Source organism: Arthrobacter sp. SAFR-179 (genome assembly GCF_059414945.1).
The window spans coordinates 103801-121470 of the sequence record NZ_JBPFDM010000010.1; the positions used below are offsets into that span (position 1 = coordinate 103801).

Annotated in this window: 17 protein-coding genes; 7 read left to right on the forward strand and 10 right to left on the reverse strand. The window is 66.9% G+C overall.

Annotated features, from left to right (window positions below; translation table 11 throughout):
• Both ACR65K_RS15560 and ACR65K_RS15565 read right to left on the reverse strand, forming a co-directional pair.
• Nucleotides 1-642 carry a DUF4194 domain-containing protein gene (locus ACR65K_RS15560; RefSeq protein ID WP_440153857.1) on the reverse strand — a complete coding sequence of 214 codons (642 nt, stop codon included), beginning with the start codon at nt 640-642 and terminating at the stop codon, nt 1-3.
• Nucleotides 639-2081 (reverse strand): DUF3375 domain-containing protein, encoded by a 1443-nt coding sequence (locus ACR65K_RS15565; protein ID WP_440153858.1) that lies wholly within the window; start codon nt 2079-2081, stop codon nt 639-641. Before ACR65K_RS15565 ends, ACR65K_RS15560 begins: the two co-directional genes overlap by 4 nt.
• A gap of 239 nt (nt 2082-2320) precedes the next feature.
• Between ACR65K_RS15565 and ACR65K_RS15570 the strand changes: the two genes are divergently transcribed.
• Nucleotides 2321-3316, forward strand: a complete 996-nt coding sequence (locus ACR65K_RS15570; RefSeq protein WP_440153860.1) for a metallophosphoesterase family protein — start codon at nt 2321-2323, stop codon at nt 3314-3316.
• 82 nt (nt 3317-3398) lie between these two features.
• On the opposite strand, the gene ACR65K_RS15575 is transcribed toward ACR65K_RS15570, so the two are convergent.
• Entirely contained in the window at nt 3399-4040 is a 642-nt protein-coding gene (locus ACR65K_RS15575; protein WP_440153861.1) for a helix-turn-helix domain-containing protein, read from the reverse strand.
• A gap of 51 nt (nt 4041-4091) precedes the next feature.
• Here ACR65K_RS15575 and ACR65K_RS15580 point away from each other — a divergent pair, with 51 nt between their 5' ends.
• Nucleotides 4092-4538, forward strand: a complete 447-nt coding sequence (locus tag ACR65K_RS15580) for a YybH family protein (RefSeq protein ID WP_440153863.1) — start codon at nt 4092-4094, stop codon at nt 4536-4538.
• Between the two features lie 13 nt (nt 4539-4551).
• Nucleotides 4552-4977: a nuclear transport factor 2 family protein gene (locus tag ACR65K_RS15585; protein ID WP_440153864.1), complete on the forward strand. Its 426-nt coding sequence runs from the start codon at nt 4552-4554 to the stop codon at nt 4975-4977.
• A gap of 55 nt (nt 4978-5032) precedes the next feature.
• Here ACR65K_RS15585 and ACR65K_RS15590 read toward each other — a convergent pair whose 3' ends face one another.
• Entirely contained in the window at nt 5033-5527 is a 495-nt protein-coding gene (locus ACR65K_RS15590) for a GNAT family N-acetyltransferase (protein WP_440153866.1), read from the reverse strand.
• Nucleotides 5524-6390 carry a ribokinase gene (locus tag ACR65K_RS15595; protein WP_440153868.1) on the reverse strand — a complete coding sequence of 289 codons (867 nt, stop codon included), beginning with the start codon at nt 6388-6390 and terminating at the stop codon, nt 5524-5526. Before ACR65K_RS15595 ends, ACR65K_RS15590 begins: the two co-directional genes overlap by 4 nt.
• 159 nt (nt 6391-6549) lie before the next feature.
• Between ACR65K_RS15595 and ACR65K_RS15600 the strand changes: the two genes are divergently transcribed.
• Both ACR65K_RS15600 and ACR65K_RS15605 read left to right on the forward strand, forming a co-directional pair.
• Nucleotides 6550-7992, forward strand: coding sequence for an MFS transporter (locus ACR65K_RS15600; protein WP_440153869.1), 1443 nt, complete (start codon nt 6550-6552; stop codon nt 7990-7992).
• 25 nt (nt 7993-8017) lie between these two features.
• Nucleotides 8018-9028, forward strand: a complete 1011-nt coding sequence (locus ACR65K_RS15605) for a nucleoside hydrolase (RefSeq protein ID WP_440153870.1) — start codon at nt 8018-8020, stop codon at nt 9026-9028.
• A gap of 43 nt (nt 9029-9071) precedes the next feature.
• Here ACR65K_RS15605 and ACR65K_RS15610 read toward each other — a convergent pair whose 3' ends face one another.
• A complete protein-coding gene (locus tag ACR65K_RS15610; protein WP_440153871.1) occupies nt 9072-10292 on the reverse strand; it encodes an MFS transporter in 1221 nt (406 codons plus the stop codon).
• A 226-nt stretch (nt 10293-10518) separates the two neighbouring features.
• Between ACR65K_RS15610 and ACR65K_RS15615 the strand changes: the two genes are divergently transcribed.
• A complete protein-coding gene (locus ACR65K_RS15615; protein ID WP_440153873.1) occupies nt 10519-11796 on the forward strand; it encodes a S8 family serine peptidase in 1278 nt (425 codons plus the stop codon).
• 11 nt (nt 11797-11807) lie between these two features.
• Here the strand turns inward: ACR65K_RS15615 and ACR65K_RS15620 are convergent, their stop codons facing one another.
• The 3 genes from ACR65K_RS15620 to ACR65K_RS15630 form a co-directional block, all read right to left on the reverse strand.
• Nucleotides 11808-12590 (reverse strand): GntR family transcriptional regulator, encoded by a 783-nt coding sequence (locus ACR65K_RS15620; protein ID WP_440153874.1) that lies wholly within the window; start codon nt 12588-12590, stop codon nt 11808-11810.
• Nucleotides 12591-12670: 80 nt separating this feature from the next.
• A complete protein-coding gene (locus tag ACR65K_RS15625; protein ID WP_440153876.1) occupies nt 12671-13396 on the reverse strand; it encodes a hemerythrin domain-containing protein in 726 nt (241 codons plus the stop codon).
• Nucleotides 13397-13629: 233 nt separating this feature from the next.
• Entirely contained in the window at nt 13630-15219 is a 1590-nt protein-coding gene (locus ACR65K_RS15630; protein ID WP_440153877.1) for an alkaline phosphatase D family protein, read from the reverse strand.
• 193 nt (nt 15220-15412) lie between these two features.
• Between ACR65K_RS15630 and ACR65K_RS15635 the strand changes: the two genes are divergently transcribed.
• Nucleotides 15413-16192 (forward strand): SDR family oxidoreductase, encoded by a 780-nt coding sequence (locus ACR65K_RS15635; RefSeq protein WP_440153878.1) that lies wholly within the window; start codon nt 15413-15415, stop codon nt 16190-16192.
• 31 nt (nt 16193-16223) lie between these two features.
• Here ACR65K_RS15635 and ACR65K_RS15640 read toward each other — a convergent pair whose 3' ends face one another.
• The gene (locus ACR65K_RS15640; RefSeq protein WP_440153880.1) at nt 16224-17528 is read right to left on the reverse strand and encodes a GAF domain-containing protein; all 1305 of its coding nucleotides are present in this window, start codon (nt 17526-17528) and stop codon (nt 16224-16226) included.
• Nucleotides 17529-17670 lie beyond the last annotated feature (142 nt).

The window sequence follows — 17670 nt, forward strand, 5'->3', positions numbered from 1 at the left end:
TCACTTGCCCTCCCCGACGGCTGGTGCTGCCTGGCGCTCGCCGGCCAGCGACTCGCCGGCGAGTGTTGCCTTGTAGTCGGACAGCCGCGCGTCGAACTCCTCAAGCCACTGCGCATCCACGTACGCCTTGAGGATTCTCGCCACCTCGAAGGTGTCCTGCTGCCCCTTGAGCCTGCGGAGGAAACCGAGCTCCACCACCTTCTTGATGTCCGTGCCCAGCCGGTCCAGGATCTTGGCCTCGTTGCTGGACTCCGGCAGGAAGACCGCCACCATGTCCGCGATTTCCTGCCCCGTCATGATGAGCCGGACTTCGCTGCTGTTGATGTCGAACTCCATCATCCGGCGGCGGAGCAGGGCCAGCAGCAGGCTGACGTTGAATGTCAACGTGCGGCGGGCGATGAGCCGTGGGAGCGTGCTGTCCGGATCGTCCTTGGAGCGGAGGAACGCGTAGCCCTCGGCCTCATCGAGGACCAGGTCCAAGCCCAGCACGGAGACGTAATCGCGCACCTGCGAGGTCAGGCCGAGCAGGGACTGCCACACCTTCTCGTCGTCCTCGGCATTCAAAACGCCCCTGAACAGCCGGGTAACGACAGCGGGCAGCTCCTCAGGCGTGCGGGTTTCCGTATCAGTGGCGGGGTTCATGCCGGCCTTCCGAAGATGATCTGTTCGATGGTGGCTTCGCGGATGCTGCCGTCCGGCAGCTGCCAGGACAACTGCTGGGACTGCTCGGGGTGGATGGTGGCCCAGTCCGATTCGGTGGCCAGCTGGTAGTACGCCACCACTTCAGCCAGCCCCTGCGAGAGCGGGTACTTCTCGGTGATCTCGGCCAGGGTTGCCTGGTCCACCTCGGCCAGCACGGCATCGATGTTGGCCTTCAGGAGTTCCTTGTCCACAAAGAACTGGTTGAACAGGGCGCCCGCATCAACATCCATGTCATCTGCGTTCTCCACGATGTCCTCTACGGTCACCTTGCGGCTGGGCTCATACAAGGGCCGTTCGAACGGCAGCACCAGGTCAACGGATGGGACTTCAATGTCCATGAAAGCGCCCGACGGCGGCGCGTCCCGAGTGCCCAGCGCGGCGGACTCGACGCTTCGGATCAGCTGCATGATGCGCTTGTTTTCGAGGAACACCTTGTCATCGAGCAGGCGCCGCATCTGCTGGGAGAGCTGGCGGACGGTGGCCTGGGTCTGTTCGACGGCCGGCAGCCAGTCCTGGTGCAGGTTGGCCACGCCATGCAGGCTTTCGCTGCCGGCCAGCGCTTCAATCTGGGTGGCCCGTTGCAGCAGGTCCTGCAGTTCCGATCGCATCGTCGGTGACATGAGGTAGTCCCAGAAGCCCTGGAAAGTGCGGCCCTGCAGGGAGCTGCTGATGTCCTGCTGGTTGTCGAAGATCGATTCCAGCAGTTCGCCCTGCGTGCCCACCCAGGTGGCGATCTGTTCGCGCACCTGCCGGTCCAGCTTCCGGAAGTTCTGCTCGACTTCGCGGAAGTCGGACAGCAGGTCCCGTGCCAGGGCGGTGAGCTGCTGCAGGTGGTCAAGGGCCTCCGGCGCGGTCATCACGCGAACGTTGCCGTCCCTGATCCGCTGCATCTCGGCGTCGATCCCGTCCCGCTGGCGCTGCAGCTCCGCCAGCCTGACTTCAGGATCTGTTTCCGACTGCTGCACCAGCTGCTTGAGCACCGCGAAGATGCTCGTCAGCCGGGACTGCGTGGCCACGAAATCCCTGCCCCGGAGCGTCTCCACCCAGCGCACCACGTCCTCGGCGGCCGCTGTGAGGTCGTAACGTGGCTCGTCCTCGCCCGGGGCGTAGTACTTCCGCAGCCATTTGCGCTCGTCCGCGGCCCAGTCATCCAGGTATTCGCCTGCGGACCGGGGGAACCTGCCTTCGCCTTCGCTGTCCCGCAGCCCGAACAGCACGTCTTCCAGGACGTCAATCAGTTCCTGCCGGCCAAGGTTCCGCTGGTTTGGCCCGGTGAACGCGGCCATGAAGAACGCCAGGGCCAGCGGGGCATTCTGGGCGCGGAGAAGCGACCAGCCTGCATGGTTGTCCCGCAGGGAGTTGATGGCGTAGAAGTCCATTCGGGTCCCATGTTCAGTGCGTCACGTCGTCGGCATTTACTCTAGGCGACGGCTCTGACATTGTTCATCCAGCCGCAACCGCTGCGGGCCGCCCCATCCCCTAAGCCCCCCTTCTGCAGCAATCACAGCCTCCCGCCCTTGACAGGCGGTCCGGGCCGTAAGGAGGATCAAGGTGCCGGCCTGCGTGAGTGTTTCACGCACGCTGGCCTGCGGTTCTGCTGCTGGAAAGGGGATACGGGATGCGGCCAGCACTCCCTCGTGACAAACCCCTCCGGCGCGTGGCCGCAGTTTCCGCGGCCCTGCTGGTGCTCCTTGCCACGGCCTGCACGCCAAAGCCGCCGGGGCCGGATCCGAATGTGCCCGATGTCCATATCGCCGCAGTGGGAGACATGAATCCCGACGGGAATTCTGACCCCGAAACCCCGTCGGGCAGGAACGGCACGTTGATCGCCAAGCTGGTGGAAAAAAATGAGATTGATGCCTTCATGGGGCTGGGGGACTTTCAGTACAGCACCGCGCACTGCGACGACTATGTGAACTACTGGTTGCCGGTTTGGGGTGGCACCAAGCCCAAGCTGTACTGGGTGTCCGCCCCCAACCATGACTGGGAACCTGGCCGCAACGAAGACCTGGCCAAGTTCATGGACGGCCAATGCCCGGGGTCCCCGGAGAAATCGGCGATCAACCAGGAACGCGGGTTCATCCCCAACGGGGAACCATACTCGAAGGACTTCGGGAACTGGCACTTCGCGTTCCTGTCGTCCGCGCTGTGGCGGTACGACCAGGAGGCGGCTTCGGCTGCCACCAAGTGGCTGGACAAGGACCTTGGAGACGCCCAGAAGGCGGGCAAGCACCTGGCCGTCGTCTACCACGAGCCCTACTTCACGTCTGACACCGAGGGGCACGGGCGGGCCGATGAGCAGAAGCCGTGGATCGACGTCATGTGGAAGTACCGGGTCCGGCTCACCCTGTCCGGCTCGCAGCACAACTACGAACGGTCCTGCCCGGTGAACAACGCGGACAAGTGCGTTGATGACGGCATGACCGCGTTCCAGGTCTCCACCGGAGGCATCGACCTGCGCCCGTTCACCAGCAAGCCGAAGTACATCGCCAAGCGGTTCAGCGACACCCGCGGGTTCCTCCGGCTGACGCTGCACGGCGATGGGTCCTTCGACTGGGAGTTCGTTCCCACCACGGGTACCAGCACGGACACGGGCACACGCTCCGCGAAATAGGCCAGGGCCATCCCTGCCGCAGCAATGAAACGACGACGGCGACCACGGCTGGGGCGCGTAGCAGCAGTAGTCGCGCGGTCCGCTACGTCGTCCGGACGAAGGTGCCGATCCAGGTTGCGGCGAGCCAGTCCGAGAACCTCTCGTCGGTCCAGCCGCGTTGCCCGACGAGCTGGGCCCACAGGGTGCCGTCCATGGTGGCGTACAGCACGTCCCTGCATTCCTCTTCGCTGACGCCGAGCTGGCCGGTCGCGGCCGCGGCGTGGGCGTAGCGGCTGGCCACGTCCAGGCGCCGGTCCGCCCACTCGGCCAGCATCGCGGCGGCATCGGGCTCGCTCGCAGCCGCTCCGGCAAGGGCGTCGAGGAGCGGAAAGATGCGGCGGTTGCTCGCCGTCACGAACACAGCGTGCCGGCGGATCCTGTTCGTCAGGTCCGGCTCGGCCAGGATCGACTGCATCTCCTCTCGGTCATACAGGGTCACTTCCGCTTCATCACCCCGGAAGTCCACGTACCAAACGTGCCTCAGCAGCGATGCTTTGGTACCGAATGCGCCGTACACGGTCTCGACAGAGACGCCGGCCCGCTCGGCCACCTGCCTGATGGTGGTCTGGCCATACCCCTGGGCAATGAAGAGCTCGTTCGCCGCCGCGATGATGCTCCGCCGTGTTTCTGCAGCCTGCTCCTGGCGGCGGCGGGAATCATACTGCCTCTTGATTTTCCGTTCCATTGGATGCATTATAACTGTATTCAAAACAGTCTGACTGTAATGGAGTTGGTCATGTCAACTGAAACGGATGCATTCCTTGCCGAAATGATTCCCAGGCAGCGAGCGGCGGACGGTGCAATCCACGACGGCGACGTTGCTCCCCGCCTTGCGCTGTGGTCCCGGAACGATCCCGTAACGCTGTTCGGCGCGCAGCTCAGCGGCTCCGGTTGGGCTGAGCTGGAGCCGATGTTCCACAACGTGGCCTCGTGGTTCACCCATTCGGACTCCTTCGACCTTGAGATCATCTCTGCCGGCGTAAGCGGCGACCTGGCCTACACCGTGGGCTACGAGCACACTTCCGCCAACGTCGAGGGGACACCGCGCCAGTACACCCTGCGCGTGACGCACGTCTACCGCCGCGAAGACGGCGAATGGCGGATTGTGCACCGTCACGCGGACTTCCCGCCAGGGGAGGCAGCTGTCAGGTTCCCTGACGCCGCGACGGGCGTGAGTGGTTGAGGGCGGGCGTGACATGCAAGAGGAGACGGCAGCCTTCCTGGCCGAGATCCTGCCACGGCAGCGGGACATGACCTTGGCGCTTCATAAGGGCGACGTGGCACCCCGCATCGCCCTATGGTCGCACCGGAACCCCGTGACGTTGTTCGGCGCTCATATTTCCGGCGCGGGCTGGGCCGACCTCGAACCCAAATTCCGCCGGGAGGCCCTCCGATTCACGGGCTCCACCGGATCTGAGTTCGAGCTCGTCGCGGCAGGTGCCAGCGGAAGCCTCGCCTATACGGTCGGGTTGGAGCACAGCAGCGCGGTTGTTGACGGCCTCCCGGCCGTCTACACGATGCGCACAACACACGTCTATCGCCGCGAGGAGGGCATCTGGCGGATCATTCACCGGCACTCTGATCTGCCGGCAGATTCAGGCCGCCGGAGCCGCGAGCCCTGATCCCGTGGAGCACGGTCCGGAGCGATGCATTAACGTTTTGGAAAAATGCCCAAACTCAGAGCTCCAGCCGGAACACCCACAGCAGCACATCCTCGCCCGGCACATGCCAGTCCCGCTCCGGGGCGCGGCGGAACCCCAGTGACCGGTACAGCGCGTGCGCCCGCTCCATGAACGTGGCGCTGGTGATGCTGATCGCCGCGATGCCGGGCAACTGCCGGGCGTGCTCCACGATCGCGCGCACCACGGCCCGGCCCAGGCCGCCGCCTTGGTGTGCCGGATCCACGGCCAGCATCCGGAACTCCAGCTCCCCGTCCCGCGCAATCTCGCTGTACGGCTGGCCGGTGAACGTCAGCGTCACCGCCGCCACCACCTTCCCGGCGGCCTCCGCCACCCACACCTGGGCATGGGCGGCGCGGTGCTCCACGTCCTCCAGCACGCCCATGTAGGGATGGTCGGCAGCGAAGTGCCCGGCCCGCAGGTAGGCGTCCCGCGTGATCCGCCGGACCTCGGAAAAGTCCGACGGCGCCGCCCGCCGCAGTGCCACGCTCACCGGGCATCCATGGCCGGGGCAGTCCGCTCCACGTAGTGGCCAAGGTGTGCCAATTCGGGCTGGGAGGACGGATCGCCGACGGCGGTTGCACCCACCGCGTTGGCAACAGCAAGCGCGGCAGCGTAGTCCATTCCCGTGCGCAGGGCCAGGACCAGGGCGGAGCAGAAGGCGTCGCCCGCGCCGATGGTGTTCACCACGCTGACGGCGGGCGCCGGCACCTCCGCCACCTTCCGGCCATGCTCGAAGATGGCGGAACCCTCGCCGCCATAGGTCACCGCCACCAGTTTGGCGGATGCCAGGGCCGGGATCAGGGCGTACTCGCTCTCATTGACGATCACCAGGTCGCAGCGCTCCAGCAGCTCCGCCGGCAGATCCATGGCCGGCGCCGCGTTCACCACGAAGAAGCCCTGCGCCTTCCGGGCGGCCTCCAGCACCACGGGCAGCCCCACCTCCAGCTGGCACAGCACCGTCTCGTCCGGGCCGAAGTCCACTTCCTCCAGTGACAAGTGGGAGTTGGCGCCCGGGCACACCACAATCTGGTTCTCGCCCTCGGCGTCCACCACAATCAGCGCCGTCCCCGTGGCTTCCGGCAGCACCGCCACGTCGGCAGTATCCACCCCGGCTGAAGCAAGCGTGTCCAGCATCCCCTGGCCGTGCGCGTCGTCGCCTACGGTCCCTACCATCCGCACCCGGCCGCCCAGGCGCGCCGCGGCCGCCGCCTGGTTGGCACCTTTTCCACCCGGTTGCCGGGACAGGATGGCGCCGCCGATGGTTTCGCCCGCGGTAGGAAGCCGCCCTGCGGTGGCGATCAGGTCCAGGTTGATGCTGCCGACCACGGTGACGGCAGGAAGTCGATTGCTCATGGGAAGACTCTCTGAAGGGGGAGGGCCGGAAGCGGCCGGATTGAAAAATAGTGTAGCCCATGGTTGTACTTGTGAGTCATACATGGTTGTATAACAACTCCAATCGCCGTTCCGAAGACCGCGATTCCGCCGCACCCCGTTCGAACAAAGGAGTTTGATGTGAACGCCCCAACCCCCGCCACGGCCGCGCCTCCCGCCCAAGCCGCTGCCGCCGTCGTCCTCCCTGACGACGCCGCCAAGCTCTCCGGCCGCCGCGCCGCCCTGCTGATCTCCACGCTGCTGCTGGGCGTGCTGTCCTTCCAGCTCAACGCCAGCATGGTCACCCCGGCCCTGCCGCAGATCGCCGCCGACTTCGGCCGCGGCGCCGAAAGCACCGCCCCCGTCCAGTCCATGTTCTTCCTGGCCGGCGCCATCGCCGGCCCCGTGATCGGCCGCTGGAGCGACTTCATTGGCCGCCGCGCCGCGCTGCTGATGGTCCTGGGCATCATGGGCGCCGGCACCATCCTCTGCATCACGGCACCCACGCTGGAACTGCTCATCGCCGGCCGGTTCCTGCAGGGCGTCTCCAGCGCCGTCTTCGCGCTCGCCTACATCGTCCTCAGCGAGAACCTTCAGGCCAAGGTGTTCGGCACTTCCGTGGGCATCATCGCCGCCATCAACGGCGGCATCGGGGGAGTGGACGGCTGGGTGGGCGGGCTCCTGGCCGAGACCCTGGGCTTCCGGTCCATCTTCGTCGTCGTCCTGGCCCTGACCGTGATTTCCGCGGCCTGCATCCTCCGCATCGTTCCCGCCGGCCGCCCGCAGGGGGTCCGCGGCGCCATGGACTGGTGGGGCGCCGGCTCCCTCTCGCTGTTCCTGGTGTTCATCACCTACTTCGTCTCCGACGGATCCGCCGCCGGCTGGACCTCGCCCACCGCCCTGGCCCTGCTGGCCGGCACCATCGCCTCCTTCGCCGCCTTCTGGCTGATCGAGAAGCGGCGCAGCCACCCACTCATCGCCGTGCACCACCTCCGCTCCCGCCAGGTATGGCCGGTCATCACCACCACCGTCCTCACCCTCGCCGGCATCTTCGCCATCATCAACTTCACCGTGGTGCTGCTCAGCCAGGACCACGACGGCGGCTTCGGGCTTTCCGCCTCCGTCTCGGCGCTGCTGTTCCTCACCCCTGCCGCGCTGATTGGCGTCTTTGCCGCACCGCTGGCCGGCTGGCTGGCAGACCGCCGCGGCTGGATCAAGACCCTCCGCGTCGGGACCGGCATGAGCCTGGCCTGCGCCATCGCAGCCGCCATGTTCTCCACCAGCCAGCTTGCCGTCCTGATCGCCGTCGCGGCCCTGGGCATCTTCTACAACGGCCTGTTCCTCACCGCCATCAACGGGCTCTCGGTGCTGCTCTCACCCAAGGAAGCCCCGGCCGCCCTGCCCGGCATTAACGGCGCCTCCTTCGGCATCGGGGCGAGCCTCGGCGTCGTCCTGGTGGCGCCCTTCGCCGCCCAGGCCACCGCCGCCGGGTACGCCACCGCCCTCTGGATCTCCGTGGCCATCACCGCCGCCGCGTTCATCGTCAGCCTCTTCGTCGCCGCCCCCAAGGGCGAGACCCTCTAACCCCTTTTACTGTAGGAGAACCACCATGACCACGCCCTTCCCGATCTACCTGGACTGCGATACCGGGATCGACGACGCCCTCGCCCTGGCCTACCTGCTGGCCTCTCCTTTTGCCTGCGTGAAGGGGATCGGGACCGTCAGTGGCAACGTCAGTGCCGCCGTGGGCGCCCGCAACACCCTGGACCTGCTGGAACTTGCCGGCTCCGATGATGTGCCGGTGGCCCTTGGCGCGCACCATCCGCTGGCAGGTTCCTTCGGCGGCGGGGCACCGTGGGTGCACGGGGAGAACGGGATCGGCGAGGTGTCACTGGCTCCCGCTGCGGCGGCACTGGCCAGGGAGTCTGCGGCGGAGATGCTGGTGCGGCTGGCCCGGCTGTACCCGGGGACGCTGCGCGTGGTGGCCATCGGGCCGCTGACCAACCTCGCGGAGGCGCTGCGCCTGGAGCCGGCACTGCCGTCCCTGGTGGACACCGTCACCGTGATGGGCGGCGCCGCGCTGGCGCCGGGCAACATCACGCCGGTGGCGGAGGCTAACATCCACAACGATCCCGAGGCCGCCGCCCTGGTGCTGGCCGCGGACTGGGACGTGACCCTGGTGCCGCTGGACGTGACCATGGCGTCGGTGCTGGAGGAGGACCACCGGCAGGCGTTGCTGGCCTCCTCTTCGCCCGTGGCGCAGGCGCTGGGGCAGATGCTGGGCTACTACTTCCGCTTCTACGAGGGCATTTACGGCCGGCCCTGCTCCGCCATGCATGACCCCCTGGCCGCCGCGCTCGCCGTGGGTGCCGTGACGCCCGCCGTCGCGCCGGTGGTGCGCGCCGCCGTCGACACTTCCGACGGGCCGGGCCGCGGGCAGACCATCTGCGACATGCGCGGACTGTACGCCGGCTACCCGCCCGTTCGGGGCGCCCGCTGCCGGGTGGTGCTCACGCTGGAAGAGGACTTCGCCCCGCACCTGGTGGAGACGCTGCTGGAGCACCATGCGGGCGCGGAAAGCACGACGGCGGTGCTCGCCGAAGCGGGCACCGCCGTCTAGCGAAAGCCCGGCCCGTCAGCACGGACGGGCCGGGCAACACCGTTCAGCTCACGTGTTCCACCTCAGCATGAGTGTTGGCGATGGCGTGCGGGACGGTCACCAGGGCCAGCACTGCAAGAGCGCCGGCTGCCGCAAACACGTAGAACCCCCAGGGGTAGGCGACTCCAGCTGCGACCAGCCCGCCCGTTACTGCAGGTCCGGCGATGGCCCCCACGCGGCCCACCCCGGCAGCGAAACCGAGGGCGGTGGCACGCAGGCGGGCCGGGAACAGCTGGCTCACCCAGGCGTAAACCAGCACTTGGGCGCTGAATACAAACACTCCGGTGACGAATACGAGGGCGTTGAGCAGGACCGCGTTATCAACCTTGATGCTCAGAAGGGCAAGGCAGACGGCGGAGAGGCCAAACCAAAGCAGCACGATGGGTTTGGTGCCATGCCTGTCGGCCAGGATGCCGGCGATGATGAGGCCGGCGACGGCGCCGAGATTCAACACCAGGAGCAGGGAAAGGCCTGCGCTCACGGGATATCCAGCGGATGCCATGAGCTGGGGGAGCCAGGTGTTCAGGCCATAGACCAGCAGCAGCCCCATGAATGAGGCGGCGGCGATCGCCGCGGCGACCAAGGGGTAGGGCTTCTTCACCAGATCCCGGAAACCCGTTTGTTTAACTGTCTTCGCTGTCGGACCAGCCTGCAGGGTTTCCGGCAGCTTGAACCACAGGAAGGGCAGGAGGATGAGCCCTGCAGCACCACCGACGACGAACATGATTCGCCAGTCGGGAATGACCAACAACGCGAGGAAAGCCGTTGCGACCGCCCCCACGTGGTACCCGGTCATGGTGCGGGTGGTGGACTTGCCTGCGGAACCTGCCGGCGAATAGTCATTCATGTAGGCGAGAGCGGCCGGAAGGCAGGCCCCCAGTCCCAACCCGGCCAGGAGCCGGAAGACGCCGAACACTGCGACATTGGGCGCCCAAACCACCGCGATGGTGAAAATCGAGAACCAGAGCACGCAGGCGGCCAGCAATTTCCGACGCCCGAAGCGGTCCGAGAGCGGGGCGATGAACAGTGCGCCCAGGCCGACGCCGACCAGGGAGATGGTGGCCACTAAAGTAGCGCCTACTGCGTCAAAGCCAAGTTCGCCGGTCTTGATAAGAGTGGGAATGACAGTGCCGAGCACCACCAGGTCAAAGCCGTCCAAAACCATCGCCAGCCAGCAGAGCCAGACAGGCCAGCGTGATACGCGCATGGAGGGAGAAGTCGTCATGTAATCCTCATTGATCAGGGATAAAGGTAAGAACACGTCTGGCCGAGAGCTGCACCGCTTTCGGGCGTGACCCACGGCATACGTTCTGCTCATGAAGGATAGTGTTAAAGTTCACTTAGCGCACTACGGTTCGTATGCCGAACAAGGTCTCAATCCCTTGACCGCCGAAAAAATTGTGGATTTCCCTTCTACCCCGCTGTTACACACGGGGCGCATGATAAGCGGCATGAAAAGAACAGTTCTGGCAGGTCTCGCATCGGCCGTGATGGCGCTCGGCGCCCTCACGGCCGCTGTGCCAGGCAACGCTGCCGCCACATCCCCGCTCGCATCTTCGTCTTTCGTGTCCGGACAGATCATGGTCAAGTTCCGCGACAACGCCGCGGCCTCCGGTGTCCTCGGCCAGCATGGCCTTCGTGAAGGCCCGGCCATCGGCAGCACTGGCGCCCATCTCATCACAGTGCCGGCCGGCAAGGAGCTCCACCTCGTTGAGGCACTGAGCCACAATCCCGCGGTGGAGTACGCCGAACCGGACGAACTCGCAACGGCTACCTCAAATGACGAGTATTTCCCCCGCCAATACGCCCTGCACAACGTAGGCCAGGCGTTCACGAACACCGCCGGCACCAAAACTGTGGCCGCGGGCACCGACAACGCCGACGTGGACGCCGTCGAGGCCTGGACCGTGACCACCGGCGGCGGGAAACGCGTTGCCATCATCGATTCAGGCGTCGCCATCAACCACCCGGACATCTCGTCGAAGGTTGTTGAACGGATTAACTTCAGCGACAAAGACATCTTTGTGGATGAGGACTACGACAGGTACGGACACGGAACGCATGTGGCCGGCATCGTTGCCGCCGCCCGGGACAACACCATTGGCGTTGCCGGCGTGTGCCCGGACTGCGCCATCCTGGACGCCAAGGTGCTCAACGACAGCGGATCCGGCTCCAGCTCCGGCATTGCCAACGGCATCAACTGGGCCGTCAGCAAGGGCGCCCAGGTGATCAACATGAGCCTCGGGCAGCGCGTCTCATCACGGACCCTCGAAGCCGCCGTCAACAATGCCTGGAATGCGGGCGTGGTGATTGTTGCCGCTGCCGGCAACGGCGGTACCCAGGCCCAGGTCTATCCGGGTGCCTACCCGAATGTCATTGCCGTTGCCGCCACGGACAACAACGACATGAAGGCGTCGTTTTCCACGTACGGAAAGTGGGTGGATGTTGCCGCGCCGGGCGTGGGCGTCTACTCGACTTTCCCCACCTACCCGTTCACCTTGGGCGGCCAGAACAGCCGGTCCATGGGCTACGACATCGAGACCGGGACCTCCATGGCTTCACCGATCGTCGCCGCGACTGCGGCATTGGTATGGAACACGGCGGCCGGGACGTCCAACATTGAGGTTCGCAAAAAGATCGAAGCCACCGCCAACCCGATCAAAGGCACGGGAACCTACTGGAAGTACGGCCGGGTGGACGCCTGCAAGGCGGTGGGCTGCACCAAGTAACGCAGCGCTGTTTACGACTGCAGGGACTGCATCACGGACAGGTGCCCGGCGCGCGCTGAGACCAGGCACTTGGCCAGGTAGAACGGCCGGTTGGAGTGCCGGACGAACTGTGTCAGCACCAGGACGGGGTCCGACGGGCGCAGGTCCAGCAGCTTCGCCCGGCTCGGGCCCACCTGACTGAGGCTGATCTGGCACTCGCCCGGGCCCCCCAGCCGGCCCAGCTGGTTGTTGAGCGTGGCAAGCAGGGTGGCGCCGCCGTCGTCCTTAATTTCAAGGGGCGCGGCGGGGCCTTTGCCGATGCTGACCGGCTGGGCGGTGACGTTTTCCTGCAGGTGGGCAATGGCCTCGCCGTCACGGATCAGGACCGATTCCCACAGCCAGCAGTCGGTGCCGGGCTCGATGCCGATGCCGGGGGCGACGAACTCGGAGGCGGCCTGCCGCACCACCTGGGTGCGCTTGACCTCCACCGTCTGCCCGGGGCCGCCGAGGACCTCTTCGAAGGGGCGGATCCGTTCGATACCGATGCGGGGGAGCGTGTCCGAGACGAACCGGCCCACGCCGCGGCGCGCCCGGATGAGGCCGTCTTCCTCCAGGAGCATGAGGGCTTCACGGACCACGGTGCGGCTGACCTTCATGTCCGCGCCGAGCTCGGTCTCCGTGGGGATCATGGAGCCGGGCGTGAGGAGGCCGTTGCGGATGGCTTCGGCGATCCGGGAGTACACGGCCACCCGCAATGGCGAGCCCGGCTGGGCGGCCACCGGCTGGGACAGGAACCGGGCGGCGTCCTGGTGCACGTTATGCCTCGCTTTTTTGTGATGGGCATCGGGGGATTCCAGCCTAGAACACGTTGCACGCGTGTGTTGGACAAGGTTCCCTACAGCGTCTCGGGAATCGGGCGCCCCGGAAAGAGCGTTGCGTACTGTTTCCGGTACATGAGCCGCCCTACCAGGCGGTAGGCGAGCCGGACCGGCGGAGGGATCTCGTTGAACAGCTCCTTGCGGTCGGCCGGCGGGTTCGTGGCCAGCACCATGCCGAGGTAGCCCACCAGGAACTTCTTGTCGAGCTCCTGGATCCCGTGCTGCCCGGCTTCCTTCATCTCTTTTTCGGACATCACTCTGTCCGCTACCGGCATCATCTCGGTGACCTCCCGGCGCAGATGCGTGTTGAGGACCCGGGCCAGGTCCTCGTAGCGGGCGGCAAGATCGGCCGCCGACTCTTCGTCCGCCGTGCGCATCCAGCGCAGCCGGACCGGTTCAATCGCCCCCAGCCTGGAGGTGACCTGCCGGTGCTGTTCGAGCATTTGCCCTATGTGCAGGGCGCATGCCGGTGCCCGTTCCTGCAGTTGCGGGTACATCAGCAGGTCCTCACCTTCGTGGTGGATGTGCAGCACCTTGTCGAAGTTCCCCAGCACTTCCCCCACGTACGCGGCGCGCGCCGTATCACCCGCTGCAGCAGATCGCACCAGCCCCGGCGCTTCCCCATAAGCCCAGAGGAAGAAGCGGTGGATGCGCCGCATACCCGCGGTTCCGCCGCACAGGACGGGCCCTGCCGGCAGGGGAGGAGCAGTCTCACCGGGCTGCATGGTGAAGAAGTCGGTCACGTCCTGGCCCCTGTCGTCGAGCAGTGAGACACAGGACCTCTCCCCGCCAGCATCGTAGCCCCGGGCCCTGAGGCGCACAATGGCCGGGAGAAAGGTCGACGGCGGGACCCGGAGGCCAGCCGCGTACGCGTTTGCGTGACTTATGCCAGTCGAAGGCGCGTGAACTGGTGCCAGGGCACGGGCCACCGCCAGCCGATGGCTCAAAAGTCACGCAAACGCGTCTCGCGGAAGTGTCAGGCCCCCGCCTGCAGCCCCGGCACGCCGTCCCGGATCTCGAAGGAGGCCTTGGTGGCCACCGGTGCGCCCGGCGTCGTGACGTGGTCCAGCACCCGGAAGTCGGCGGTCAGCGCGTCCCTGGTGATGCGGGTGTTCACGTAGCCGCGGTTGTCGTTGTAGAACTTCAGGTGCGGGTTCCAGGCCATGGTGGCGTCCGTGGTGGAGCCCGTGCCGTCGCCGGTGGAGGTGATGGACGTGCACACCAGCTCCGAGCCCACCACGGGGGAGGCGGTGTCCTTGTAGTCCACCTTCACGTCGTTGGCCCAGTGCCGGTGCACATCGCCAGTGAGGACGACGGCGTTACGCACCTTCGCGTCGATCCATCCCTGGGTGATGCGGCGGCGGGATGCCGCGTACCCGTCCCAGCCGTCCATGGAGACGTCGTCGATCTCCGGCGCCTGGTCCCGGTCGCGCTCCGCGAAGAACACCTGCTGGCCCAGGATGTCCCACCGCTGGGTGGAGTTCCGGAACCCGTCCAGCAGCCACTTCTCCTGCTCGGCGCCCGTGATGGTCCGGTCCTCCGCGAGCCGCCCGGCCACGTTCTTCCTCCAGCCGTCGCCCGCGAGCTGGTCGTCGCGGTACTGCCGCGTATCCATCATGTGGAAGTTGGCCAGCTGGCCCCACTGGATCCTCCGGTAGATCTTCATGTCGGGGCCGGCAGGCAGGGACGACGGCCGCAGCGGCATGTTCTCGTAGTACGCCTGGAACGCGGCTGCCCGGCGCTGCCGGAAGTGCTCCACGCTGTCGTTCAACTGCCCGGCGTCGTTGTTCTCCGGCACGTCGTCCGCCCAGTTGTTGTCCACCTCGTGGTCATCCCAGACCACCGCCCAGGGTGCGATCGCGTGGGCAGCCTGCAGGTCGGCGTCGGCCTTGTACTGCGCGTGCCGCTGCCGGTAGGTCTCCAGCGTGACGGTCTCGGGACCCTCGTGGTCGCGCGGGTTGCCGCCGCCGATCACGTAGCTGCCCTTCTTGTACTCGTAGAGGTAGTCGCCCAGGTGCAGCACCAGGTCCGGGTGGTCCTCCGCCAGGCGCCGGTACGCGGTGAAGTAGCCGTGCTCGTACTGCGCGCAGCTGGCAAACGCCATGGCCAGCGCCGCCGGCGTCTCGTGCAGGGCCGGGCTGGTGAGGGTACGGCCCACCGGGCTGACGTACTTACCGGTGCGGAACCGGTAGAAGTACTCACGGCCCGGCCGCAGGCCGCGGAGCTCCACGTGCACAGAGTGCGCGGTCTCGGTCCGCGCCTGCTCCACGCCGCGGGCCACCACCTTCCGCATGCCCTCATCCTCGGCCACCTCCCACTGCACGGCCACCGGGCGCGACGGCATGCCGGCCAGCCCGTCCTCCGCCACCGGGTTCACGGCCAGGCGGGTCCAGAGGACGAAACCGTCCGGCCACGGCTCGCCCGACGCGATGCCGAGCATGAAGGGATCGGTGCGGAGACCGGCGTCGTCAGCGGTGGAAACGGCGACGGCGGCACTCGGCAGTGCTGCGACGATGCCGGCTCCGAGGCCGGCGGAGATGAGGGTTCTGCGGGAGATGTTGTCCATGGCGCCCACGCTATTTCCGGCTGTTGGACAGGGTCCGAGGAGGATATGAATGGATGGTTAACGGCGTGACAAGAGATGTCGATTGGGCCCGAAGGCGCGTCCGCTTCTCAGCGGAGGCCTTTGGCCTCTGGCCCGTTTCAAGGCTGGCGGGCAGAGTGAATCCAAGTCCATCCAGCCAGGGAAAGAAGACGCCATGCCCCGCATCTCAGTCATCACCGGTTCGGCCTCCGGCATTGGCAAGGCCACGAAGGAACTGCTCGAGGAGCGCGGCGAGCGTGTCATCGGCGTCGACATCCACGACGCGGAGGTGGTGGCCGACCTGTCTACGGCAGAAGGACGCAGCGCCTTGGTGGATGCGGTGCGGAAGGTCAGCGGCGGCAGGATCGATGCCATCTACGCCGTGGCCGGCCTTGCCGTCCCGGGACCCGCCACCGTTGCGGTGAACTTCTTTGGGGCTGTTGCCACGCTCGAAAAACTCCGCCCCCTGCTCGCCGGCTCGGACGCGCCGCGGGCCGTCGTGGTCTCCTCGATGGCAGCCCTGATGGCCAGCGACGATGAGCTCGTTGCCCTGCTCACCGCCGGGGACGAACAGGCGGCCATGGCCCGTGCCGAAGTGCTGGCGAAGGAGCCGGCCACCGGCGGGCTCATCTACTGTTCCACGAAGCTTGCATTGTCCCGGTGGGTCCGCCGCCAGGCCGCCGGCCCCGAGTGGGCAGGGGCCGGGATCCCGTTGAATGCGGTGTCGCCCGGCGTCATTGCCACCCCCATGACGGCCGACCTCATTGACACCGAACAGGAGCGGGAGGGACTCCTGAAAGTAGTTCCCATGCCGCTGAACGGCATCGCCGAACCCATCGTCGTGGCCCGTCTGCTGGCGTGGCTCAACAGCGTGGAGAACACGCACCTGTGCGGGCAGATCGTCTATGTCGACGGCGGCAGCGACGTTGTGCTGCGCGGCGATTCGGTCTGGTGAGCGGCTGGCCAGGCGCAACCACCCGGCAGGCTCAGGCGCCGGAAGACGCCCGGAAGGCCAGGTATCGCGGATCAGTCCGGCCCACCAGCCGGCCCAGCGCCTCCACGGCCCGCGAATCAAAGGCGCCCATATCGGTGGAGAGCCACCGGACCAGCAGCCCGGCTTCCCCGCTGGCCCGCACTGCCGATCCCACGGCCAGGTCCAGCTGGTCCCGCAGCAGCTGAACGGCCAGCGCGCCTGACCTGCTGAGCAGTGGAGCCCTGTAGGTTTCGAGCGCGTCAGCCACCAGGCCCTCGCGCAGCAGCCGCAGCACCCGCCCGGAATCAGAAGCGCCGGCCAGGCCCGCTGCGAGCCGGTACGGGTTCGACTCCACGGCCCCGGCCAACATCGACCGCACCCTGAACATCTCGGTCCGGATGGCCTGCGGAGTTCCGGCGTCGCCGTGCAGCTCATAGGCCAGCTCCTCGGCGGACCAGCCCTGGGACCGGGAGTCGAGCAGCGCCAGGATCTCTGCCCGGCGCAGGGTCAGCGGTGAGCGGACGCCATCGGCAAACACCGCCGCGGGCTTGTCGCCGAGCAGTTCCAGCGACTCCACGGCAGCAGCCTGCCCGGCAACACCCTGCCCGGCAACAGCATGTTCAGGACGCCGGGACGCGCCCCTGGAAGCCGGGGCACCCAAGGAGGTGCCGGCGTCGGACGTTCCCAGCAAAGCCTCTGCCACCCGGACGGCACACCGCACCATCCTCAGGGTGTCCGCGCTGAGCGTATCTAGCGGCCCGGACACGTCCAGCACGCCCAGCACCCGTCCTGTGGCTGGATCCGTGATGGGCGCCGCGGTGCATGCCCACTCGTGGTGCGTCCGGACCAGGTGCTCGGCGGAGAACAGCTGCACGGGGCCGCCGGTGACCAGAGCCTCGCTGATGGCGTTGGTGCCGATTCCTGCCTCGGACCAGTCCGCGCCCTCCAGGAATTCCAGCTGGTCGGCCCGCCGCAGTACTGCCGGGCTGCCCACCCGCCACAGGATTTCTCCGCTGGAGTCGGTGAGCACCAGCAGATGGCGGCCGGAACGGGAATCATCGGCCAGGAGATCGTGCAGGGCCGGCATCACCTGCTGAAGCCGGTGGTCCCGCCGCAGCTCCAGCACCTCGGACGGCTCGTGCAGGTGCCGCGGGCTGTGCTGGTCCGGGCTGATGCCCAGGGCCATGGAGCGGTGCCACGAATCCACCAGGCTGGTGGGGATCTCGGGCCGCGGCACACCGGAGATCACCAGCTCATGTGCGCGCCGCAGCGTCCGCGCATACCGTGCCGGGTCCGAAAACCGCAGGCCCTGGTCCACTCATCCTCCTCACAGCCGGCACCCTTGCCGGTCCGTGTAACGCCGTTGTTACCCCCGCGGGGTTCCACTAGTGATGCAGCTCACGCCCGCCCCAGCATATCGCAGGGCTCCGGGCGGAGCCCATGGATCAGCAGAACAGCAC

Excerpts from the sequence above, each read along its gene's own strand:
- ACR65K_RS15560 (WP_440153857.1), bottom strand. The coding sequence starts at position 642 with ATGAACCCCGCCACTGATACGGAAACCCGCACGCCTGAGGAGCTGCCC.
- ACR65K_RS15565 (WP_440153858.1), bottom strand. The coding sequence starts at position 2,081 with ATGGACTTCTACGCCATCAACTCCCTGCGGGACAACCATGCAGGCTGG.
- ACR65K_RS15570 (WP_440153860.1), top strand. The coding sequence starts at position 2,321 with ATGCGGCCAGCACTCCCTCGTGACAAACCCCTCCGGCGCGTGGCCGCA.
- ACR65K_RS15575 (WP_440153861.1), bottom strand. The coding sequence starts at position 4,040 with ATGGAACGGAAAATCAAGAGGCAGTATGATTCCCGCCGCCGCCAGGAG.
- ACR65K_RS15580 (WP_440153863.1), top strand. The coding sequence starts at position 4,092 with ATGTCAACTGAAACGGATGCATTCCTTGCCGAAATGATTCCCAGGCAG.
- ACR65K_RS15585 (WP_440153864.1), top strand. The coding sequence starts at position 4,552 with ATGCAAGAGGAGACGGCAGCCTTCCTGGCCGAGATCCTGCCACGGCAG.
- ACR65K_RS15595 (WP_440153868.1), bottom strand. The coding sequence starts at position 6,390 with ATGAGCAATCGACTTCCTGCCGTCACCGTGGTCGGCAGCATCAACCTG.
- ACR65K_RS15605 (WP_440153870.1), top strand. The coding sequence starts at position 8,018 with ATGACCACGCCCTTCCCGATCTACCTGGACTGCGATACCGGGATCGAC.
- ACR65K_RS15610 (WP_440153871.1), bottom strand. The coding sequence starts at position 10,292 with ATGACGACTTCTCCCTCCATGCGCGTATCACGCTGGCCTGTCTGGCTC.
- ACR65K_RS15615 (WP_440153873.1), top strand. The coding sequence starts at position 10,519 with ATGAAAAGAACAGTTCTGGCAGGTCTCGCATCGGCCGTGATGGCGCTC.
- ACR65K_RS15630 (WP_440153877.1), bottom strand. The coding sequence starts at position 15,219 with ATGGACAACATCTCCCGCAGAACCCTCATCTCCGCCGGCCTCGGAGCC.
- ACR65K_RS15635 (WP_440153878.1), top strand. The coding sequence starts at position 15,413 with ATGCCCCGCATCTCAGTCATCACCGGTTCGGCCTCCGGCATTGGCAAG.